The organism is Simplicispira suum (assembly GCF_003008595.1).
In the GTDB taxonomy this organism is placed as follows: Bacteria; Pseudomonadota; Gammaproteobacteria; order Burkholderiales; family Burkholderiaceae_C; genus Simplicispira; species Simplicispira suum.
In genome coordinates, this window is sequence record NZ_CP027669.1 from 3,354,109 (window position 1) to 3,373,151 (window position 19,043).

General features: G+C 61.9%; 19 protein-coding genes and 1 pseudogene. 9 read left to right on the top strand and 11 right to left on the bottom strand.

The annotated features are described in order from the left end of the window. Positions 1-7: 7 nt before the first annotated feature. The 4 genes from C6571_RS15515 (at position 8) to C6571_RS15530 (ending at position 3,801) form a co-directional block, all read left to right on the top strand. Positions 8-1,531 (top strand): leucyl aminopeptidase, encoded by a 1,524-nt coding sequence (locus C6571_RS15515; protein ID WP_106447488.1) that lies wholly within the window; start codon positions 8-10, stop codon positions 1,529-1,531. Further along, positions 1,528-1,962, top strand: a complete 435-nt coding sequence (locus tag C6571_RS15520; RefSeq protein ID WP_106447489.1) for a DNA polymerase III subunit chi — start codon at positions 1,528-1,530, stop codon at positions 1,960-1,962. Before C6571_RS15515 ends, C6571_RS15520 begins: the two co-directional genes overlap by 4 nt. Continuing rightward, positions 1,962-2,519 (top strand): hypothetical protein, encoded by a 558-nt coding sequence (locus C6571_RS15525; protein WP_106447490.1) that lies wholly within the window; start codon positions 1,962-1,964, stop codon positions 2,517-2,519. The genes C6571_RS15520 and C6571_RS15525 overlap by 1 nt, the downstream gene beginning before the upstream one ends. A gap of 151 nt (positions 2,520-2,670) precedes the next feature. Next, a complete protein-coding gene (locus tag C6571_RS15530) occupies positions 2,671-3,801 on the top strand; it encodes a branched-chain amino acid ABC transporter substrate-binding protein (protein WP_106447491.1) in 1,131 nt (376 codons plus the stop codon). Between the two features lie 100 nt (positions 3,802-3,901). On the opposite strand, the gene C6571_RS15535 is transcribed toward C6571_RS15530, so the two are convergent. The 3 genes from C6571_RS15535 to lexA all read right to left on the bottom strand — a co-directional run bounded on the left by C6571_RS15535 (position 3,902) and on the right by lexA (position 6,440). Further along, complete coding sequence (locus tag C6571_RS15535; protein WP_106447492.1) at positions 3,902-4,909, bottom strand: D-2-hydroxyacid dehydrogenase family protein; 1,008 nt, start codon at positions 4,907-4,909, stop codon at positions 3,902-3,904. A gap of 247 nt (positions 4,910-5,156) precedes the next feature. Further along, positions 5,157-5,549, bottom strand: a complete 393-nt coding sequence (locus C6571_RS15540) for a hypothetical protein (RefSeq protein WP_106447493.1) — start codon at positions 5,547-5,549, stop codon at positions 5,157-5,159. 216 nt (positions 5,550-5,765) lie between these two features. Continuing rightward, positions 5,766-6,440, bottom strand: a complete 675-nt coding sequence (gene lexA, locus C6571_RS15545; RefSeq protein ID WP_106447494.1) for a transcriptional repressor LexA — start codon at positions 6,438-6,440, stop codon at positions 5,766-5,768. Positions 6,441-6,510: 70 nt separating this feature from the next. Here lexA and C6571_RS15550 point away from each other — a divergent pair, with 70 nt between their 5' ends. After that, positions 6,511-7,479, top strand: a complete 969-nt coding sequence (locus C6571_RS15550; protein ID WP_106447495.1) for an asparaginase — start codon at positions 6,511-6,513, stop codon at positions 7,477-7,479. A gap of 54 nt (positions 7,480-7,533) precedes the next feature. Here C6571_RS15550 and adk read toward each other — a convergent pair. The 6 genes and pseudogenes from adk to C6571_RS15580 all read right to left on the bottom strand — a co-directional run bounded on the left by adk (position 7,534) and on the right by C6571_RS15580 (position 11,509). After that, positions 7,534-8,189, bottom strand: a pseudogene (adk, locus tag C6571_RS15555) (adenylate kinase). A gap of 141 nt (positions 8,190-8,330) precedes the next feature. Next, positions 8,331-9,089 (bottom strand): 3-deoxy-manno-octulosonate cytidylyltransferase, encoded by a 759-nt coding sequence (gene kdsB, locus C6571_RS15560; RefSeq protein WP_106447496.1) that lies wholly within the window; start codon positions 9,087-9,089, stop codon positions 8,331-8,333. A 74-nt stretch (positions 9,090-9,163) separates the two neighbouring features. Then, positions 9,164-9,346, bottom strand: coding sequence for a Trm112 family protein (locus tag C6571_RS15565; RefSeq protein ID WP_106447497.1), 183 nt, complete (start codon positions 9,344-9,346; stop codon positions 9,164-9,166). A 28-nt stretch (positions 9,347-9,374) separates the two neighbouring features. Then, the gene (gene lpxK, locus C6571_RS15570) at positions 9,375-10,394 is read right to left on the bottom strand and encodes a tetraacyldisaccharide 4'-kinase (RefSeq protein WP_106447498.1); all 1,020 of its coding nucleotides are present in this window, start codon (positions 10,392-10,394) and stop codon (positions 9,375-9,377) included. Between the two features lie 7 nt (positions 10,395-10,401). Then, positions 10,402-10,836, bottom strand: a complete 435-nt coding sequence (locus C6571_RS15575) for an ExbD/TolR family protein (protein ID WP_106447499.1) — start codon at positions 10,834-10,836, stop codon at positions 10,402-10,404. Positions 10,837-10,882: 46 nt separating this feature from the next. After that, positions 10,883-11,509, bottom strand: coding sequence for a MotA/TolQ/ExbB proton channel family protein (locus C6571_RS15580; RefSeq protein WP_106447500.1), 627 nt, complete (start codon positions 11,507-11,509; stop codon positions 10,883-10,885). A 352-nt stretch (positions 11,510-11,861) separates the two neighbouring features. On the opposite strand from C6571_RS15580, the gene xseA reads away from it, so the two are divergent. The 3 genes from xseA to C6571_RS15595 all read left to right on the top strand — a co-directional run bounded on the left by xseA (position 11,862) and on the right by C6571_RS15595 (position 16,443). Then, the gene (gene xseA / locus C6571_RS15585) at positions 11,862-13,172 is read left to right on the top strand and encodes an exodeoxyribonuclease VII large subunit (protein WP_106447501.1); all 1,311 of its coding nucleotides are present in this window, start codon (positions 11,862-11,864) and stop codon (positions 13,170-13,172) included. Between the two features lie 150 nt (positions 13,173-13,322). Continuing rightward, positions 13,323-13,904 carry a superoxide dismutase gene (locus C6571_RS15590; RefSeq protein ID WP_106447502.1) on the top strand — a complete coding sequence of 194 codons (582 nt, stop codon included), beginning with the start codon at positions 13,323-13,325 and terminating at the stop codon, positions 13,902-13,904. A gap of 301 nt (positions 13,905-14,205) precedes the next feature. Beyond that, entirely contained in the window at positions 14,206-16,443 is a 2,238-nt protein-coding gene (locus C6571_RS15595) for an NADP-dependent isocitrate dehydrogenase (RefSeq protein WP_106447503.1), read from the top strand. 137 nt (positions 16,444-16,580) lie between these two features. Here the strand turns inward: C6571_RS15595 and C6571_RS15600 are convergent, their stop codons facing one another. Together C6571_RS15600 and C6571_RS15605 are read right to left on the bottom strand one after the other, a co-directional pair. After that, positions 16,581-17,057, bottom strand: a complete 477-nt coding sequence (locus tag C6571_RS15600) for a DUF192 domain-containing protein (protein ID WP_106447504.1) — start codon at positions 17,055-17,057, stop codon at positions 16,581-16,583. Between the two features lie 119 nt (positions 17,058-17,176). Then, positions 17,177-17,410, bottom strand: a complete 234-nt coding sequence (locus C6571_RS15605) for a hypothetical protein (RefSeq protein ID WP_106447505.1) — start codon at positions 17,408-17,410, stop codon at positions 17,177-17,179. Positions 17,411-17,602: 192 nt separating this feature from the next. On the opposite strand from C6571_RS15605, the gene icd reads away from it, so the two are divergent. Continuing rightward, positions 17,603-18,862: an NADP-dependent isocitrate dehydrogenase gene (gene icd, locus C6571_RS15610; protein ID WP_106447506.1), complete on the top strand. Its 1,260-nt coding sequence runs from the start codon at positions 17,603-17,605 to the stop codon at positions 18,860-18,862. Positions 18,863-19,043: the final 181 nt, after the last annotated feature.

Sequence of the window (19,043 nt, forward strand, 5' to 3'; positions counted from 1 at the left end):
GGCAATTATGAACTTTGATCTCAAAACACTGGATTTGCGCACGGTTGCTGCGGAGAAATGCGATCAGTTGGTGGTTCTGGTAGGCGAGGATTTCGTCCCGGGCGATGATCCGCTGGCACGCCTGATTGCGCAGGCCCTAAAAAACAAGGACTTGGAAACCAAGCCAGGCAAGTCGCTGGCTTTGTACCAGCCTCCTGGCATGGCGGCGCGGCGCTTGCTTCTCGTCGGCGCGGGGCCAGGCGATGCGCGGGCGGTGCGCCAGGCGCTTGCCGCCATCGCCCCGGCATTCCGCAGCCCCGGCGTCAAACGCGTTGTGGTCTGCTTTGCGGGCGGTGTGACGGCGTCTGCGGTGTCGGCTGTCGTACAAGGTATTGCGCAAGCGCGCTACGTGTACACGCTGACCAAGCCCAAGGCCGAGACTTCGGAGCTCACGCGGGTCGTTCTCGGCGTGCCTGAACCCAAAGCCGTTGCTCCGGCGTTCGAGACCAGCCAGGCCGTGGCATTGGGTGTGGAGCTGGCGCGCGAATGGGGCAACCGCCCCGCCAACCACGCCACTCCCAGCATGCTGGCCGAAGCCGCCAAGGCGCTGGCCAAGCATCCCAATGTCCAGTGCAAAGTGATGGGGCCCGCGGAGGTGGAGCGCCTGGGCATGGGTGCGTTCCTGGCCGTGGCGCGGGGCTCAGCAGAGCCACTGCGCTTCATCGAGCTGCGCTACACCGGCGCAGCTCGGGGGCAGGCTCCGCTGGTGCTGGTTGGCAAAGGCATCACTTTCGATACTGGCGGTATCTCGATCAAGCCGGCATCGGAAATGGACGAAATGAAGTTCGACATGTGTGGCGCAGCCAGCGTGCTGGGGGTGTTCCGTGCACTGGCACAACTCCAGCCCACCATCAACGTGGTGGGCTTGATCCCGACGTGCGAAAACATGCCCGATGGCCGCGCCGTCAAGCCTGGAGACGTGGTGACCAGCATGAGTGGGCAGACCATTGAAGTGCTCAACACCGACGCTGAGGGCCGTTTGGTGCTGTGCGACGCCCTCAGTTACAGCAAGCGCCACAAGCCGCAAGCCATTGTCGACATCGCCACCCTGACCGGTGCCTGCGTGATTGCGTTGGGCGGCGTGCGTTCGGGCTTGTTTGCCTCTAACGACGCCCTGGGTGAGGCGCTTCTGGCAGCAGGTGAGGCATCAGGCGACCTCGCCTGGCGCATGCCGCTCGACGACGAATATGCAGAAGGCCTCAAGAGCAATTTTGCCGATCTGGGCAATGTGGGCGGGCGTCCCGCAGGGTCCGTCACGGCGGCCAAATTTCTTCAGGCCTTTGTCGGGGATGTGCCCTGGGCGCACCTGGACATCGCCGGAACCGCGTGGAAAGGTGGCGCAGCCAAGGGCGCGACGGGCAGGCCGGTGGCTTTGCTTACGCATTGGCTTTTGGCTCGGGCCGAGGCGCAAGCTGCAACGTCTCAGAAGGCAACGCCCGCACGCAATAAAGCAGCGCCGCGCAAGGTGCGCACGTCTCGTCCTGGCGCATGACCGACATTGCCTTTCACTTCAACGCGCAGGACAAGTTGGAGCACGCCTGCCGGGTCGCGCGCAAGTTGCTGCGGCAGGACCGGCGGCTCGTCATTCAAGCGAGCGCACCCGTACTGGAGACGCTCGATGCCATGCTATGGAATATGTCCGCCCATGATTTTGTGGCGCACTGCCAAATCGGCGACGCTGCCGAATGCGTGGATGCATCGCCCATCCTGCTGACGCAAGATGCCCAGCTTGCCTCGCACCACGACGTGCTGCTCAACCTGGAAGACGAGGTGCCGGACGGCTTCGGCCGCTTTGCGCGGCTGATTGAGGTGGTCAGCGCCACCGACGAGACCGATCGAACGGCCGCACGCAGGCGCTGGAAGCACTATCTGCAGCGTGGCTATACCCTGGAGCGCCACGATTTGGTGGCAAGGAGCGCTTGATGGTCACCACGCCCCGAGTTCCTCCGCGATTTGTGCCCACCCTCACCGAGGTGGTGCCGAGTGGTGAGCAGTCAGTGCCGCATTCGGCGCCGGCGCAGCGGCCACTGGCGGCGCCTGAGCGGCGGCTACCGCCCGTGGTGAGCACGCCTTCCGTGCCGATTGGTTTGGCGGTACCCGTCAGAAGTTCTGCTCAGCCCGTCACTGTCCCAAAACCTGTACAGGCCGCGCCTGTGGCGGCACCGCAGGCAAGCGTGTTGCCTGCTGCGGCTACAGAAAAGACAGGGTTTGCGGCCACCGCGCTGGCACCGCCCACGCCGGTACAGAAGGCGTCGGCACGCGAGCTGCTTAGCGAAGATTTCGAAGAATTGCTCGTACACCGCGTGATGCAGCGTGTGGATGTGTCCTTGGATCTGCGTTTGCGCGACGCGATTGCGTCCGTAGTGCTGGAGCAAACGCGCTCCATCCTGCCCAGGCTGCGCGAAGAGGTCGAATCGGTGGTCCGCCATGCCGTCTATGAAGCCGTTGCGGACGAGCTGGCTTCCAAGTCAAATCAATAGCTTGCGCCAGCTCTATAAGTGCAGCTTTTATGCCTCTTCATGCGCTGATTGCGCGTGTTCCCTAATGCCGCAATCTGGAAAATTGCGCTATCTTCCGCCGCGTTGAGACACAAAAAAGATGCTCAGCGTTTTATCTTTACTGGAGATCCCTATGCAATTGAAGTTGAAACTGACCGTAGCCGCAGCGTTTGCCGCTGTTGCCGGCATGGCACTGGCCCAGGAGCAAGTGGTCAAGATTGGTCACGTCGCCCCGGTTTCGGGTGCACAGGCCCACTACGGCAAGGACAACGAAAATGGCGCCCGCATGGCCATCGAAGACCTGAACGCCCAGGGCGTGACGATCGGCGGCAAGAAGATCAAATTTGAACTTCAGGCCGAAGACGACGCATCGGATCCCAAGCAAGGCACGGCAGCCGCACAAAAGCTGTGCGACTCCAAGGTGGCTGGCGTAGTGGGTCACCTGAACTCGGGCACCACCATTCCTGCGTCCAAGGTTTACCATGACTGCGGTATTCCCATGGTCACGGGTGCGGCTACCAACCCCAACCTGACCAAGCCTGGCTACAAGACCACCTTCCGTATCATTGCCAACGACCTGGCGTTGGGAGCCGGTCTGGCGCACTATGCGCACGACACGCTCAAGCTCAAGTCCTTCGCTGTCATTGACGACCGCACCGCTTACGGCCAAGGCGTCGCGGACGTGTTCGCCAAGGTCGGTAAAGAACTTGGCATGAAGCAAGTGGACCAGCAGTTCACGACCGACAAAGCCACCGATTTCATGGCAATTTTGACCGCCATCAAGGCGAAAAACCCCGATGCTATTTTCTTCGGCGGTATGGACCCGCAAGCCGGTCCCATGCTGCGCCAGATGGAGCAGCTCGGTATGGCCAACGTGAAGTACTTTGGCGGTGATGGCGTGTGCACCAGCGAAATCGCCAAGCTTGCAGCCGGCGCCAAGACGCTGTCGAACGTGATTTGCGCTGAAGGCGGCGCCTCGCTCGGCAAGATGCCAGGCGGCAAGGCATGGAAAGAGCGTTACGACGCGAAGTACCCAGGCCAGTTCCAGGTCTACAGCCCCTACACCTACGACGCCACGATGCTGCTGGTTGACGCTATGAAGCGTGCCAATTCCGTCGATCCCAAGGTCTACCTGCCTGAACTGGCCAAGTCGAACTTCAAGGGCGTGACTGCCAACATCAGCTTTGAAAAGAATGGCGAAATGAAGAACCCCGCCATTACGCTGTACAACTACATTGACGGCAAGAAGAGCCCGCTGAACTAAGCAAAGTCTCGTTCGGGCTCCTGGGAGCCCGAGACCATGCAAAAAGGCTTCCTTGGGGAAGCCTTTTTTTGTGCTCGCATGCCAAGGTTGGTGCAGCGCGTCAGCGCCGGACCTGCAAAGCTCCAGGGTTGACAATGTTGGTGGGTGTCCCACGCATGAAATTGAGCACGTTGTCGAAGGCCGATCCGAAATACAGCTCGTAACTGTCCTTCTCGACATACCCAATGTGGGGCGTGCAGATGCAATTCTCCAGGCGCAGCAGCGCATGTCCCTGGAGAATCGGTTCGCTTTCGAACACGTCGATGGCAGCCATGCCAGGACGTCCCCGATTGAGGCCAGCGAGCAGGGCGTCGGGCTCGATCAGTTCCGCGCGCGAGGTATTGACCAATAGCGAGGTGGGCTTCATGCAGGAGAGTGTCTCCAGCGTGATCAGTCCCTGGGTCTGCGCAGTCAGGCGCAAATGCAAAGAAACCACGTCGCATTGCTCGAAAAAGTCCTGCTGCGTCACGGCCGCCTGATAGCCATCGGACAGGGCCTGCGCGCGCGACGACTCGCTGCCCCAGATGCGTACATTCATACCAAACGCGCGGCCATAGCCGGCGACGATTTGGCCAATGCGTCCATAGCCCCAGATTCCCAGGGTTTTGCCGCGCAAGACGCTGCCAATGCCAAAGTTGGCTGGCATCGAGGCCGATTTGAGGCCCGCCTGTTGCCATGCGCCATGCTTGAGATTGGAGATATATTGCGGCAGCCGGCGCATGGCGGCGAGGATGAGCGCCCATGTCAGTTCTGCCGGTGCCACGGGCGAGCCGACGCCCTCGGCAATGGCGATGCCGCGTTCGGTGCAGGCCGCAATGTCGACGTGGCCGCCTATCTTCCCGGTTTGAGAGATCATTTTCAGGCGGGGCAACTTTTCGATCAGTTGTCGAGTGATGTGGCTGCGTTCGCGCACCAAAACGATAATGTCTGCGTCCTTCAACCGCACCGACAACTGGCCAATGCCTTTGACCGTGTTGGTATAGACCTTGGCGGAGTGGGCGTCGAGGCGCTCGGCACAATGGAGCTTGCGAACGACATCCTGATAGTCGTCGAGGATCACGATGTTCATGGCCCGATTGTGCCTTGCACGCTGCAGGGCTTGGCCATCGCTGTGTGTTCAGGCGGCAGCATCTCTTGGCGCAAGAATGGCCAAAAGCTCCAGTGCAACGCCAGAAGACATCTGGCATTTGCTATTGAAAAAGTAGCTATAAGCGCTTATCTATAAAGCGCTAGAGGCAATTTTCACAATAATCTTCGGATGAAAAGCCCCTTTCCTCGTGGGTCCGCAGTTTGCGCACTCTGCCTGTCCACAGGGATCAGCAAAGGCGCTCGCGCGCAGCCAGACGATCAAGCTCGGCGCATACGTCGGCCATGCGGCCCACGATGGCCAGATGCTCGGCCGAGCCTTCACGCTTGCGCAGAACGCGCACGGTGCGGGCAGGCTGAATGCTGGCCCGCGAGGCAACCGGTGGACGCGTGCAGCGGGCAGACGCCGCCCGAGCCCCCTGCGGCGCTGCTCTGCCTGCGCTGCGTGGGCTTGTGGCTGGGGGCGGGCTGCTCGTGCCAGTCAATTCGATGGGGTGCACCACAGCGGCCGGCGCATTCTTCGCAGCATGGCTGCGTTTGTGTGCCGCTTCCCCTCCGAAGGAACGGCAGAGCGTGACAAAGGACAGAGACAGGCGCGAGAGGTGGTGAAACGCAATTTGCATGTGAAGCTCCCATGGGCAATGGTTGAACACAGGCAGGATTCAAAATAAAGAAGGCCGAAGGTTTCGTTGCCAACCGGTTCTGCCGCCTGCTCAGTCTTCCAAAGAGACCGAAGGACCGAGAACGTGGTGCCCAAAACTCCAGGCCTTCACGCACTGCAGGGATGGCGGAACTGCTGCCCGCCAAACGCCCGCCACCTGCAGTGCGTGGACGAACGGCTAAATCAGCATGGTGTTGCGAATGAGTCCGACGGCCAGGCCTTCGATCTCGAAAGGCTCATCGGGCTGCACCACGATGACTGGAAAGTCGGGGTTTTCCGGCAGCAATTCAATCGCGTGGGCGGTGCGCCGCAGGCGCTTGACGGTGACCTCTTCGCCAATGCGGGCGACGATGATCTGGCCGTTGCGCGCCTCACGTGTTTGCTGCACGGCCAGTAGGTCGCCGTCCATGATGCCGACATCACGCATCGACATGCCGCGCACCTTCAGCAGATAGTCGGGCTTGCGCTGAAACAGGCTGCTTTCTACACAATAGGTTTGCTCGACATGTTCCTGCGCCAGAATCGGGGAGCCTGCAGCCACGCGTCCCACCAGGGGCAGGGCCAGTTGCGACAGACCGGGGATGGGCAGATTGAATTGCGTGCCCCGCGCTGCGTTGAGACTGCGCACCGCGTCGCCTCGCAGGCGGATGCCGCGCGAGGTGCCGCTGACCAGCTCGATCACGCCCTTGCGGGCCAGCGCTTGCAAGTGCTCTTCGGCCGCATTGGCCGATTTAAAGCCCAACTGCTTGGCTATTTCGGCGCGGGTAGGGGGTGCGCCAGACTGGGCAATGGCGGTTTGAATCAGATCGAGAATCTGCTGCTGCCTGGCGGTGAGTTTGGGGCCGTTGAACATGTTCGTACGCCATGCTGAGCACAGCTGTATAAAATTTCAGTAGCTGTATTTTTAACCAGTTTTTCAAGGGATGCAAGTGATTGGCACAAAGATTGTCGTTTTGGGAACCGGTGGCACGATTGCTGGCAGTTCAGCGCGAGCCGGCGACAACGTTGGCTACCGGGCCGGCGAGCGCACGGTGCAGTCGCTGCTGGACGCTCTTCCGGTTGCGCAGGGGCAGCCACCGCTTGCATGGGTGGCCGAGCAGATAGCGCAGATCGACAGCAAAGACGCTGATGCGAGTTTTTGGTCGCAGTTGCATGCACGCTGCCGGGAGCATTTGCAGGACGAACGCGTGCGCGGCATCGTCGTTGCCCATGGCACGGATACGCTCGAAGAAACCGCCTGGCTGCTGGCTGAAACCTTGCCTGCCACCAAGCCCTTGGTGTTGACCTGCGCGATGCGGCCGGCTACTGCCGCATCGCCAGACGGACCGCAAAACCTGCTGGATGCGGTCGCGTTGGCGTCCGATGCGCGGGCTCTGGGCGTGAGTGTGGTCTGTGCCGGAGCGGTCCATGCGCCGCGCCATGTGCAAAAAATGTCGCCTTACCGCGTTGATGCCTTTGGCTCCGGCGATGCGGGCCCGACAGGCTGGATGGAAGAGGGCAGGTTGCGGCTGGTGCACCCTTGGCCGCCGGCACGGTCTGTCGGTGCCGAGCCGCCCCAGACGCTGCCTGCCGACCCTGGCGCATGGCCCTGGGTGGAAATTGTGCTCAGCCATGCCAGCGCATGCGGCAGGCAGGTGGATGCGCTGGTCTCAGCAGGCGTTCGAGGCATCGTGGTGGCGGGTACCGGCAATGGAACCCTGCACCACGCGCTGGAAGTGGCCTTGCTGCGTGCACAAGAAGCAGGCGTGGCGGTGCGTGTGAGCACACGGTGCCCGCTCGGCGTGGTGGTGGGCCGGCCTGCCCATGGGCTGCCCCTGGCCGATGGCCTCTCGCCGGTCAAGGCACGCATCTCGTTGCTGCTGGAGCTGATGCGGTCATCACCTACGCCATGAAAAACGCCCCTTGCGGGGCGTTTCAGGAGGTCCAGGCGCCAGCCTGGCGTGTGGCTACTCGGCGAGGGCCGCCAGTGCGCGTGCGGTGATCTCTTCCACACTGCCCGTGCCGCTGATGGCACGGTACTTGGGGCATTGGCGGGGTCGCGCTGCGCCCAGTCGGAGTAGTAGCTGACCAGGGGGCGCGTTTGCGCGCTGTAGACGTCGAGCCGTTTCTTCACGGTTTCCTCCTTGTCGTCGTCACGCTGAATCAGCGCCTCACCGGTTTCGTCGTCCACGTTGGCCACTTTGGGCGGGTTGAATTTGACGTGGTAGGTGCGGCCGCTGGCTGGGTGCGAGCGGCGCCCGCTCATGCGTTCGATGATGGCGTCAAATGGAACGTCGATTTCCAGCACATAGTCGATCTTGACGCCCGCATCCTTCATGGCGTCGGCCTGGACGATGGTGCGTGGAAAGCCGTCGAACAGAAAGCCATTGGCGCAATCGGGCTCAGCGATGCGCTCCTTGACCAGGCCGATGATGATGTCGTCGCTGACCAGCGCGCCCGAATCCATGACCGCTTTGGCCTTCAGGCCCAGCGGGCTGCCTGCCTTGACGGCGGCGCGCAGCATGTCGCCGGTGGAAATCTGCGGAATCGCATATTTCTGACAGATGAATGTGGCTTGCGTGCCCTTTCCGGCACCGGGGGCGCCCAGCAAAATGAGTCTCATGGGGTCTTCTCCAGGTAGATGAAAGCGGGTGGCGCTGGGCGCCGGCACGTGTCCCTCCGGCCTCGTGCTCTAGTTCAGCTTTTGAGGATAGCACGCGCTCCTTGCGTGCCAGCTTACGCGGGAGCAGGCGGCTTCGTTGGCTCAGGCGAACCGGGCGCGCACGCGTTCCAGGTCTTCCTGGGTGTCCACGCCTGGCCCCGGTGCGTCTTCGGCAAGGTGCACGGCAATGCGGTGGCCATGCCAGAGCGCGCGCAACTGTTCGAGCTGCTCGATGGCTTCGGTCGGGGCTTGCGGGAGCGTCGGGTAGGCGCGCAGAAAACCAGCGCGGTAGCTGTAGATTCCGATATGGCGCAGCGGTGCAAAACCGGCCAGTGCCGTCACTCTGGGCTGTGCCTCTGCGGCGGCGCCATTCCACCAGTCGCTGCCGCGCAGGTCGCGCGCCCAGGGGATGGGTGCGCGGCTGAAATAACTGGCACAGCCGCTCGCGTCCAGTACCAGTTTGACGACATTGGGGTTGTGAAACTCGTCCAGCGATGCGATGGCGTGCGCTGCCGTGCCCATGCTGGCGCCCGGCTGGCGGGCCAGCAGGGCGGCGACGGAGTGCACCAGTTGCGGGTCGATCAAAGGCTCGTCGCCTTGCACGTTGACCACCACATCGTCGGCGTCCAGGCCCAGCGCCACACAGGCTTCGGCCAAGCGGTCGCTGCCGCTGGCGTGGTCGGCGCGGGTAGCGATGGCTTCGATGCCGTGTTCGGCGCAGGCCTGCAGGATGCGCACGTCGTCGGCTGCCACCACGGTGCGCAGGGCGCCACTCTGCGCGGCGCGCTGCGCCACGCGCACCACCATGGGCAGGCCGGCAATGTCGGCCAGCGGCTTGTTCGCCAACCGGCTTGACGCCATGCGCGCCGGGATCAGGACTGAGAAACGCACCGCCACGGGTGCGGAGCGTATCTCGCCCGCCGTGCCTTGCTCCGTCACTGTTCGAGTTCCTCGTCGCTCAGCGTGCGCGCTTCGACCTCCAGCATTACGGGGATGCCGTCGCGCACCGGGTACGCCAGCCGGGCGCTGCGAGAGACCAGCTCCTGGCGCCCGCGGTCGTAGGTGAGGGGGCCTTTGGTGACGGGGCAGACGAGCAGTTCAAGCAATCGGGGGTCCATGGCAGCAGGCGGCAAAGCGCGTTGGCAATCAGGATGGCGATGATAGCGAGGCGCGCTGGAGCTGGTCCAGGCGGACATCGAGCGCGGCAAAAAATGCAGGATCAATGCTCACCTCCAGGGGAACTGCCAGGGCTTCAGGGAAGCGTGGCCACAGTTTCACGGCGTCTTTTTCGGTACAAATAAGCCTCTGTCGCTTATCTATATTGGGTTTCCAGCTATCAAAATCAAAGTGATCTGGCAATGCCAGCGCCTGCGCAAGCACGAGTCCGCGGCTTCTCAGCAGGGCAAAAAAATCTTCCGGCTGGGCGATGCCTGCCACGGCCACCAACGGGATTTCGGCCAGATCCGACAATGCCACCGCATCGCCATTCGCAGTGCGGGCACTATGGGCCAGGCTGCGCACGATCTCAAAGCAGGCGGCCGCGCAGTCTGGTGGCGGCGAGCCCGCATACAGCACCCAATCCACCGGTCGGGGCCAGGGCTCGCGCAGCGGTCCGGCAGGCAGCAGCCAGCCATTGCCCACGCCCTGCGCGCCAAAGACGCAAATTTCGAGGTCACGCGCCAGCGCCAGGTGCTGCAAACCATCGTCGCAGACGATGACATCGGTGTCGGGGTGCTGCGCCAAAAGCGCCTCTGCGGCGTCACTGCGCTGCTCGGAGACCACCACGGGCGCGCGGCAGCGGCGGGCGATGAGCGCAGGTTCGTCGCCCACCTCCTGGGCAGCGCTGCCCCGTTCGGCAAAGCGGGTGCCCTGGCTGCTGCGGCCGTAGCCGCGCGAGACCACGCCAGGCCGCCGACCCCGTGCCTGCAGGTGCTGCACCAGCGCCATCACCACGGGGGTTTTTCCGGCGCCGCCTGCCACCACATTGCCCACCACGATGACCGGCACGGCAAACCGGCTGCTGCGCAGCCAGCCGAGCCGGTAGAGGCGCTGTCGCAGCCGCACCAGGGCGCCATAGAAGAACGACAAGGGCCACAGCAGCCGCGCCGTTGCACCGCGCCCGCGCCAACTGCTTTGCGGCCACGCCTGGTCGGCCGGCTGTGGCATGAACGACTCAGCGCGGCGCGGCGCCGGCGCTGGCTGCCGACTGCGTGGCGAAGGTAATCTGCGTAAGGCCGGCGCGGCGTGCCGCTTCCATGACCGTGATGACGGACTGGTGCGGTGCCGTGGCATCGGCGCTGATGATGATGATGCTCTCGGGGCCGGCGCTGGCCGCAGTGCGAAGCGCTGCGGCCACCACGTCGACGCTGCGTCCGTCCAGCGCCGTCTTGTTGACCGCGTAGCGGCCGTCGGCTGCGACCGAGACGATCACTTCCTTGGGCCGGTCGCGCATCTGTTCGGCATCGGCCACCGGCAACGTCAATTGCAGCTGCGTGAACTTGCTGTAGGTGGTGGTCAGCATCAAAAAGATGAGGATCACCAGCAGCACGTCGATGAACGGAATCAGGTTGATCTCGGGTTCGTCCCGATCGCGCGAGCGAAAGTTCATGGGCGCTGCCTTTTTCCAAGCTGCCATTGCCGGTGGTGTGCTGCCTTCATTTCTGCATCCGCAGCAGGTGGCGCACGAACTGCTCGGCCGAGAGTTCCAGGGTGAGCAGATAGGCGTCCACCCGGGCGCGGAAGTAGCGCCAGAAGATCAGCGAGGGAATGGCGACGATCAGGCCAAACGCAGTGTTGTACAAGGCCACCGAAATGCCATGCGCCAGCTGCGCAGGATTGCCCGTACCTACGGCGCCAGAGCCCTGTGAGCCAAAAATCTCAATCATGCCGATGACGGTGCCCAGCAGGCCCAGCAGCGGCGCGGCGGAAGCGATGGTGGCCAGGGCGCCGAGCGATTTCTCAAGCTGATGCGCCACGCGGCGCCCCACGCTTTCCATGGAGGCGCGCAAATCGGCCTCGCTGCAGCGGGGGTTGGTGTTGAGCGCCCGCAAACCGGCCGCGAGTACCTCGCCCTGGACCGAGTTCTGCGCCAGTTGCGCGACAACGTCGGGGCCGGGGAGGGTGACGGACGAGACCGAAATGGCTTCATCCAGCAATTTTGGCGGAGCGATGCGCGCCGTTTTGAGGGCAATAAAACGCTCGATCACGAGCGCCAGCGCCAGCACCGAGCAGGCAACCAAGGGCCAGATGGGCCAGCCTGCGGCTTGTATGATGGACAGCAATTCTCTCTCCGCGCGGGTTTGGGCAAACGGGCATTATGAACCAGCTTTTTTGCCGGTTCGGGCAGTCTTGCCGCCCAATCCAGCCTCGCTTTTTCACCCACAGAACATGTGGATAACTTTGTGGATAAGCCCGGTTCCATGGCCCGGAAAACGGCACCACTAGGTCAATGCAACAGATTGATGATTTTTTGAGCACATAAAAATCTAATGAAATCAATAACTTGCATGTACTTCTGCGGCGTTCCTGGGTTTTTGGCAAAAATTTGTTACCTTCCGCCCGCTCGTCCTTTGCTGTGGAGTACTGCAGCGCAGCAAGTCGGCGAAGACCGCGTCCACACTCGTTTTCACGCTCATGTTTGAGAGAGCACAGGCCACCGGGGCAGAGCGTATCTGGGAGGTGGGCGCCTTGTGCCACGCCGTGGGCGATGCGCTGGCTGCGCGCTTCAACCCGGTGGCGGTGCGCGGCGAAATATCCGGCTTCTCGCGTACCTCCAGCGGTCACTGCTATTTCTCCATCAAGGATGCAGGTGGCCAAATTCGCTGCGCCATGTTCAGACGCGCCGCCAGCTTGCTTGACTTTGCTCCACGCGACGGCGACAGCGTCGAGTTGCGCGGGCGTCTGGGCGTCTACGAGCAGCGCGGTGATCTGCAGTTGGTGGTGGAACACCTCCAGCGAGCCGGCCAAGGCGCCTTGTTCGAGCAGTTTTTGCGGCTCAAGGCGCGGTTGGAGTCGGAAGGCTTGTTTGAAGCTGCGCGCAAGAGGGCGCTGCCGCTGGCCCCACGCGGTATCGGATTGGTCACTTCGCCAGGCGCTGCGGCGCTGCACGACGTGGTCACGACCTTGCAGCGGCGTGTGCCCCACATTCCAGTGCTGCTGGTGCCCGCACCCGTGCAAGGCGCGCAGGCCCCGGCGGCGCTGGTGCGCGCGCTCGAGCAGCTCTACGCCCTGGCCAAGGCGCCGCCAGAAATAGGGGTGCCACCTATTGACGTCATCGTGCTGGTGCGCGGCGGTGGTTCGTTGGAAGATCTTTGGGCATTCAACGACGAAACCCTGGCGCGCACCGTGGTGCAGAGCCCGGTGCCACTCATCTGTGGCGTGGGCCACGAAACCGATTTCAGCATTGCCGACTTCTGCGCCGATCTGCGCGCAGCCACGCCCACGGCGGCGGCCGAGCTGGTGTCGGCCCCACGCGAAACCTGGCTCGCAGCGCTGCAGTTGCTGGAGCAGCGTCTGACGGACGGCGTAGAGCGCCAGCTCGATCAGCGCCACCTGCGGCTGGACCAGGCAGGCGCCCGGCTCGGGCGTCCCTCGCTGCTGGCACAGCGCGAACAACTGGCCCTGGCCGGCCTGGCCCAGCGCCTGGGTCAGGCGTTGCTATTAAATAGTGAGCGGCACGCGCTGGTGTACAAAGCGCTGGAGGCCGATTTTCCTCAAAAAGTCAAGACCGCGCTGGCGGCACAGCGCCAGCGCATGGAAACCGCTGCGCTGCGCCTGCAATTGCTCGACCCGGCGCTGGTTCTGCAACGCGGCTATGCATTGCTGCAAACGCCCGCTGGTGAACTGGTACGCAGCGTGCGCCAAGCCCCGCCGGCCACCGCCCTGCGGGCGCGCCTGGCCGATGGCGAGATCGAACTCACCGTGGTTCCGCCCCGCCTGCTGTAGGACAAACCCGGCATCTGCGTTGGCCGGCAGGGACTTCAAGGCGCGGGCCGGCAGATCGGGCGCGATCTTCCTAGAATGTCCGGTGACTTCGGCGCGCCGGACGCACGCGCCCACAAAGGCATTCAAACCCACTGAAAACAGGAGAGCCCTATGCAACACACGCTTCCCCCTCTGCCGTACCCCATTGACGCACTGGCCCCGCATTACAGCCAGGAAACCCTGGAATACCACCACGGCAAGCACCACAAGGCCTACGTGGACAACCTGAACAAGCTGCAGGAAGGTACGGAATTCGCCGACATGCCGCTGGAGCAGATTGTGAAAACCGCCAATGGCGGTATCTACAACAATGCTGCGCAAATCTGGAACCACACGTTCTTCTGGAGCTGCATGAAGCCCCAGGGTGGTGGTGCTCCGTCTGGTGCGCTGGCTGCGGCCATTGACGCCAAGTTCGGCTCCTATGCTGCGTTCAAGGAAGCCTTTGCCAAGTCGGCTGCAGGCAATTTCGGCTCGGGCTGGACCTGGCTGGTCAAAAAGCCCGATGGAAGTGTCGACATTGTCAACACGGGCGCCGCCGGCACGCCACTGACTGGAACCGACAAGGCCTTGCTCACGGTCGACGTGTGGGAGCACGCTTACTACATCGACTACCGCAATGCCCGCCCCAAATTCCTTGAGGCCTACCTTGAGCACCTGGTGAACTGGAAGTTTGCCGAGACCAATTTCGCTTAAGCAGGCGGGCGTTGCGGCGCCTTGCTATTGAGCGCTGCGGTTTCCCATACAAAAGGGCCCTGAGAGATCTCTCAGGGCCCTTTTTTGCGTGGGGACGAGACGACGAGAAGCTGAAGTCTTATAGAAGAGTTCGCAATGAAACCATGGTTTGGAGTAAAATTTCGTATCGTGGTATTCGATTGCAAAATCGACCGCATTGGACTTTTGCTTCAGGCAAAAACCTGTGAAGTCTGACCAAATCCCATGCAGCGGGCTGCGGCTTGGCTGCGCCACCCCTGTTTTTTGTTGACTGAAAGAAGACATGAGCGCCCAACAACCCACCATCCTCTATACCTTGACAGACGAAGCGCCGCGCCTGGCGACGGCTTCGTTTCTGCCCATCGTGCGCAGCTTCACGGCGCCCGCTGGCATCCTTGTGGATGAAACCGACATTTCGGTCGCCGCCCGCGTTCTGGCTTCTTTTCCCGAGCGCCTGACCGACGCCCAAAAAGTCCCCGACACGCTGGCCGAACTGGGCGAAAAGACTTTGCAAGCCGATGCCAACATCATCAAGCTGCCCAACATCAGCGCTTCGGTGGGACAGCTGATTGCCTGTATCAAGGAACTGCAGGGCAAGGGCTATGCCATTCCCGACTACCCGGAAGACCCCAAGACGGACGAAGAAAAAGACATTCGTGCGCGCTATGCCAAGTGCATTGGCAGCGCTGTGAACCCGGTGCTGCGCGAAGGCAACTCGGATCGCCGTGCTCCTCGTGCCGTCAAGGAATATGCGCGCAAGAATCCGCATTCGATGGCCGAGTGGAGCCAGGCTTCGCGCTCGCATGTCTCCCACATGCACCGCGGTGACTTCTATGCGGGCGAAAAATCACTGACGCTGGATGCCGCCTGCGACGTAAAGATGGAGCTGACCACCCAAAGCGGCCAGACCATCGTGCTCAAGCCCAAGGTCGCGCTCAAGGCGGGCGAAATTATCGACAGCATGTTCATGAGCAAAAAGGCGCTGGTGGCGTTCTACGAGAAAGAAATCGACGATGCCTTCAAGACAGGCGTGATGTTCTCGCTGCACGTCAAGGCCACGATGATGAAGGTGTCCCACCCCATCGTGTTTGGTCACTGCGTGAAGATTTTTTACAAAGACGCCTTTGCCAAGCACGGCAAGCTCTTTGAAGAATTGGGCGTCAACGTCAACAACGGCATGGCCAACCTGTACGAAAAGGTGGAAACGCTACCGCAGTCAATGCGCGAAGAGATCATCAAAGACCTTCACGCCTGCCACGAAGGCCGCCCCGAACTGGCCATGGTGGATTCGGCCAAAGGCATTACCAACTTCCATTCGCCCAACGACATCATCGTGGACGCCTCCATGCCGGCCATGATCCGCAATGGCGGCAAGATGTGGGGCGCCGATGGGCGCCTGAAAGACGTCAAGGCCGTGATGCCCGAGTCGACCTTTGCCCGCATTTACCAGGAGATGATCAACTTTTGCAAGTGGCACGGCAACTTCGACCCGCGCACCATGGGCACCGTGCCCAACGTCGGCCTGATGGCGCAGCAGGCCGAGGAATATGGCTCGCACGACAAGACCTTCGAAATCCAGGAAGACGGCGTCGCCAACATCGTCGACCTGGCTACCGGCAAAGTGCTGCTGTCGCAAAACGTGGAAAAGGGCGACATCTGGCGCATGTGCCAGGTCAAGGACGCACCGATTCGTGACTGGGTCAAGCTGGCCGTCACCCGAGCGCGCAACTCGGGCATGCCCGCCGTGTTCTGGCTCGACCCCTACCGCCCACACGAGGCCGAACTGATCAAGAAGGTAGAGACCTACCTCAAAGACCACGACACCACCGGCCTGAACATCCAGATCATGAGCCAGGTGCGTGCCATGCGTTACACGCTGGAGCGCGTGATTCGCGGCCTGGACACCATCTCGGTGACCGGCAACATCCTGCGCGATTACCTGACCGACCTGTTTCCCATCATGGAACTGGGCACCAGCGCCAAGATGCTCTCCATCGTGCCCCTGATGGCGGGCGGCGGCATGTACGAAACCGGTGCCGGTGGCTCTGCGCCCAAGCATGTGCTGCAGCTGGTGGAAGAAAACCACCTGCGCTGGGATTCGCTTGGCGAGTTTCTGGCACTGGCCGTGTCACTCGAAGACCTGGGCCTCAAGACCGGCAATGCACAGGCCAAGATTTTGGCGCAGACGCTGGATGCAGCCACCGGCAAGCTGCTGGAGAACAACAAGAACCCGTCCCCCAAGACGGGCCAGCTCGACAACCGCGGCAGCCAGTTTTATCTCGCCTTGTACTGGGCGCAAGCGCTCGCCGCACAAACCGACGACGCTGCACTGGCCGCCAAGTTTGCCCCTCTGGCTGACAAGCTGGCCGCAGGCGAGCAGGCCATCGTGGCCGAACTCGCTGCAGTGCAAGGCAAGGCCGTGGATATTGGCGGTTACTACCAGCCCGACCTGGACAAGCTGAACGCCGTCATGCGCCCGAGCAAAACACTCAACGCGGCTCTGGCCACCATGCAGAGCTAATTTGCGCCATCGCATTTCTGGCAGTTTGGGGTTCGCGCCCCGGCTCACGCAAGAAAAGCGCACACAAAAGGCCGGTCCCTCTGCCTAGGAGGACCGGCCTTTTGTCTTGTGGCGGATGCCAGATGGGCAATGGGGTGTCAGCGGCGCACAGAGAAAGGTGCGCCGCTCAGCTTGCTACCCGCCTTGAGGTGCTTCTGGGAAAACCAGCCCTGATTCATTTCAAGCACATAGCGCACAGCTTTTTTCGAGCAGTGCGAGGTTTCGGACTGTGGCTGCATGTCCGCCAGATTCACGATGCTGCCGTCGTCGGCAACGAACGCCGCCGTGAGGGGCAGCAGCGTGTTCTTCATCCAGAAACACTGGACACCCGGCTGCTCGAAGATGAACAGCATGCCCTCCTGGGGCGGCATGGACTTGCGGTGCATCAGGCCGATCTGGCGTTGGACAGGGGTCTGGGCCACTTGTGCGTCAATGCGGTGCATGCCCGCCGCAAGTTCGACGCGTGGCAAGTCCATCTGCGGTGCATCTTGCGCATGGACATGGGCGACGCTCGCGAGCAGCGCCAGGAGAGCCAGGTGCTGCAGAAATCGGGAGAACAGGGACAGCGCAGACATCAAGGCTCCAAGAAAACGGGGTGGGGATATTCGGAAGTGGGCATGAAAAAGGCCCGTACGTAACGGGCCATTTTTAACCAATAGAGCGGGCAGCGCGCTGGCTGCAAGCGCTCAACCCGTCAGACTGCCTTGGCCGGTGCCTTGTGGGCCTTCTTCTTGGCAAGCTTCTTGTGGCTGGCCTTGGTTGTTTTGGTTGCCTTGTGTGCCTTCATGGCCTTGGGGGCAGGGGCGGCTTCGGGGGCGGCGGCTGCTACGGGAGCTGGCGCGGGCTCGGCGGATGCAGGAGCAGCCGTCTGGGCGTTGGCAGCGAACGCGAAAAGGGTCGCTGCGAGGGTTGCAAGAAGTTTGTTCATATGAACTTTCCAGAAAAAGAGAAACGCCGGTTGTTTTGATGCTTCGCAAAGCTTGCCAAGCTAAGCCACAACGGCCGCCAATCCCGTCCGTTGACAAGGGTTTGCGAAAAGTTTTGTGGCTAGAATTGAAAGGTTTAGAGAGATTGGCCTAACTTGCTGAAAGTTCTTCAGCGTCAACGGAGTTTTGCTTACATGACCAGCTACCAGCACATCAAGGTTCCCGCCGAAGGCGCGAAAATCACCGTCAATGCCGACATGTCCTTGAATGTGCCGGACCAGCCAATCATCCCTTTCATCGAAGGCGACGGCACGGGCGGCGACATCACCCCGGTGATGCTCAAGGTGGTCGATGCAGCCGTGGCCAAGGCCTACGGTGGCAAGAAAAAAATCCATTGGATGGAGGTGTATGCAGGGGAGAAGGCGACCAAGGTGTATGGCCTAGACGTGTGGCTGCCCGAGGAAACCCTGGCTGCTGTCAAGGACTACGTCGTCTCCATCAAAGGCCCGCTGACGACGCCCGTGGGCGGCGGCATCCGCTCGCTGAACGTGGCCCTGCGCCAGGAGCTTGACCTGTACGTCTGCCTGCGCCCCATCCAGTATTTCGACGGCGTGCCTTCGCCCGTGAAAGAGCCGCACAAGACCAACATGATCATCTTCCGCGAGAACTCGGAAGACATCTACGCCGGCATCGAGTTCGAAGCCGAAAGTGAAAAGGCCAAGAAGCTCATCAAGATCCTGCAAGATGAATTCGGCGTCAAGAAGATCCGCTTTCCCAACACCTCGGGCATCGGCATCAAGCCCGTGTCGCGCGAAGGCACCGAGCGCCTGGTGCGCAAGGCCATCCAGTACGCCATCGACAACGACAAGCCCAGCGTGACCATCGTGCACAAGGGCAACATCATGAAGTTCACCGAAGGGGGCTTCCGTGACTGGGCCTACGGCCTGGCTGCCAAGGAATTCGGCGCCGAGCTGATCGACGGCGGCCCCTGGATGAAGTTCAAGAACCCCAAGACGGGCAAGGAAATCACCATCAAGGACAGCATCGCCGATGCCTTCCTGCAGCAAATTTTGCTGCGCCCGGCCGAGTACAGCGTGATCGCCACGCTCAACCTCAACGGCGACTACATCTCCGACGCCCTGGCCGCACAAGTGGGCGGCATCGGCATTGCCCCCGGCGCCAACCTGTCCGACACCATCGCCATGTTCGAAGCCACGCACGGCACGGCGCCCAAGTACGCAGGCAAGGACTACGTGAACCCCGGTTCCGAAATCCTCTCCGCCGAGATGATGCTGCGCCACATGGGCTGGACGGAAGCCGCCGACCTCATCATCAGCTCGATGAAGAAGTCGATTGCCAGCAAAAAGGTGACCTACGACTTCGCCCGCCTGATGGACGGCGCCACGCAGGTCAGCTGCTCGGGCTTTGGCCAGGTCATGATCGATCACATGTAATTATGTTTTACCCGGTTGCTCCGGGTGGCAAAAAAGCCCTGTTTCCCTATGGATTCAGGGCTTTTTTATTGTCTGGTGTTGCCTAGGGTCCGACTGTATCTCGGTTTTATGGCTCCATGGATGGCTCCATGGTGCAGAATATGGAGCCAAGCTGGCGGCTTCTCGCTGGTTTCATGGAGCC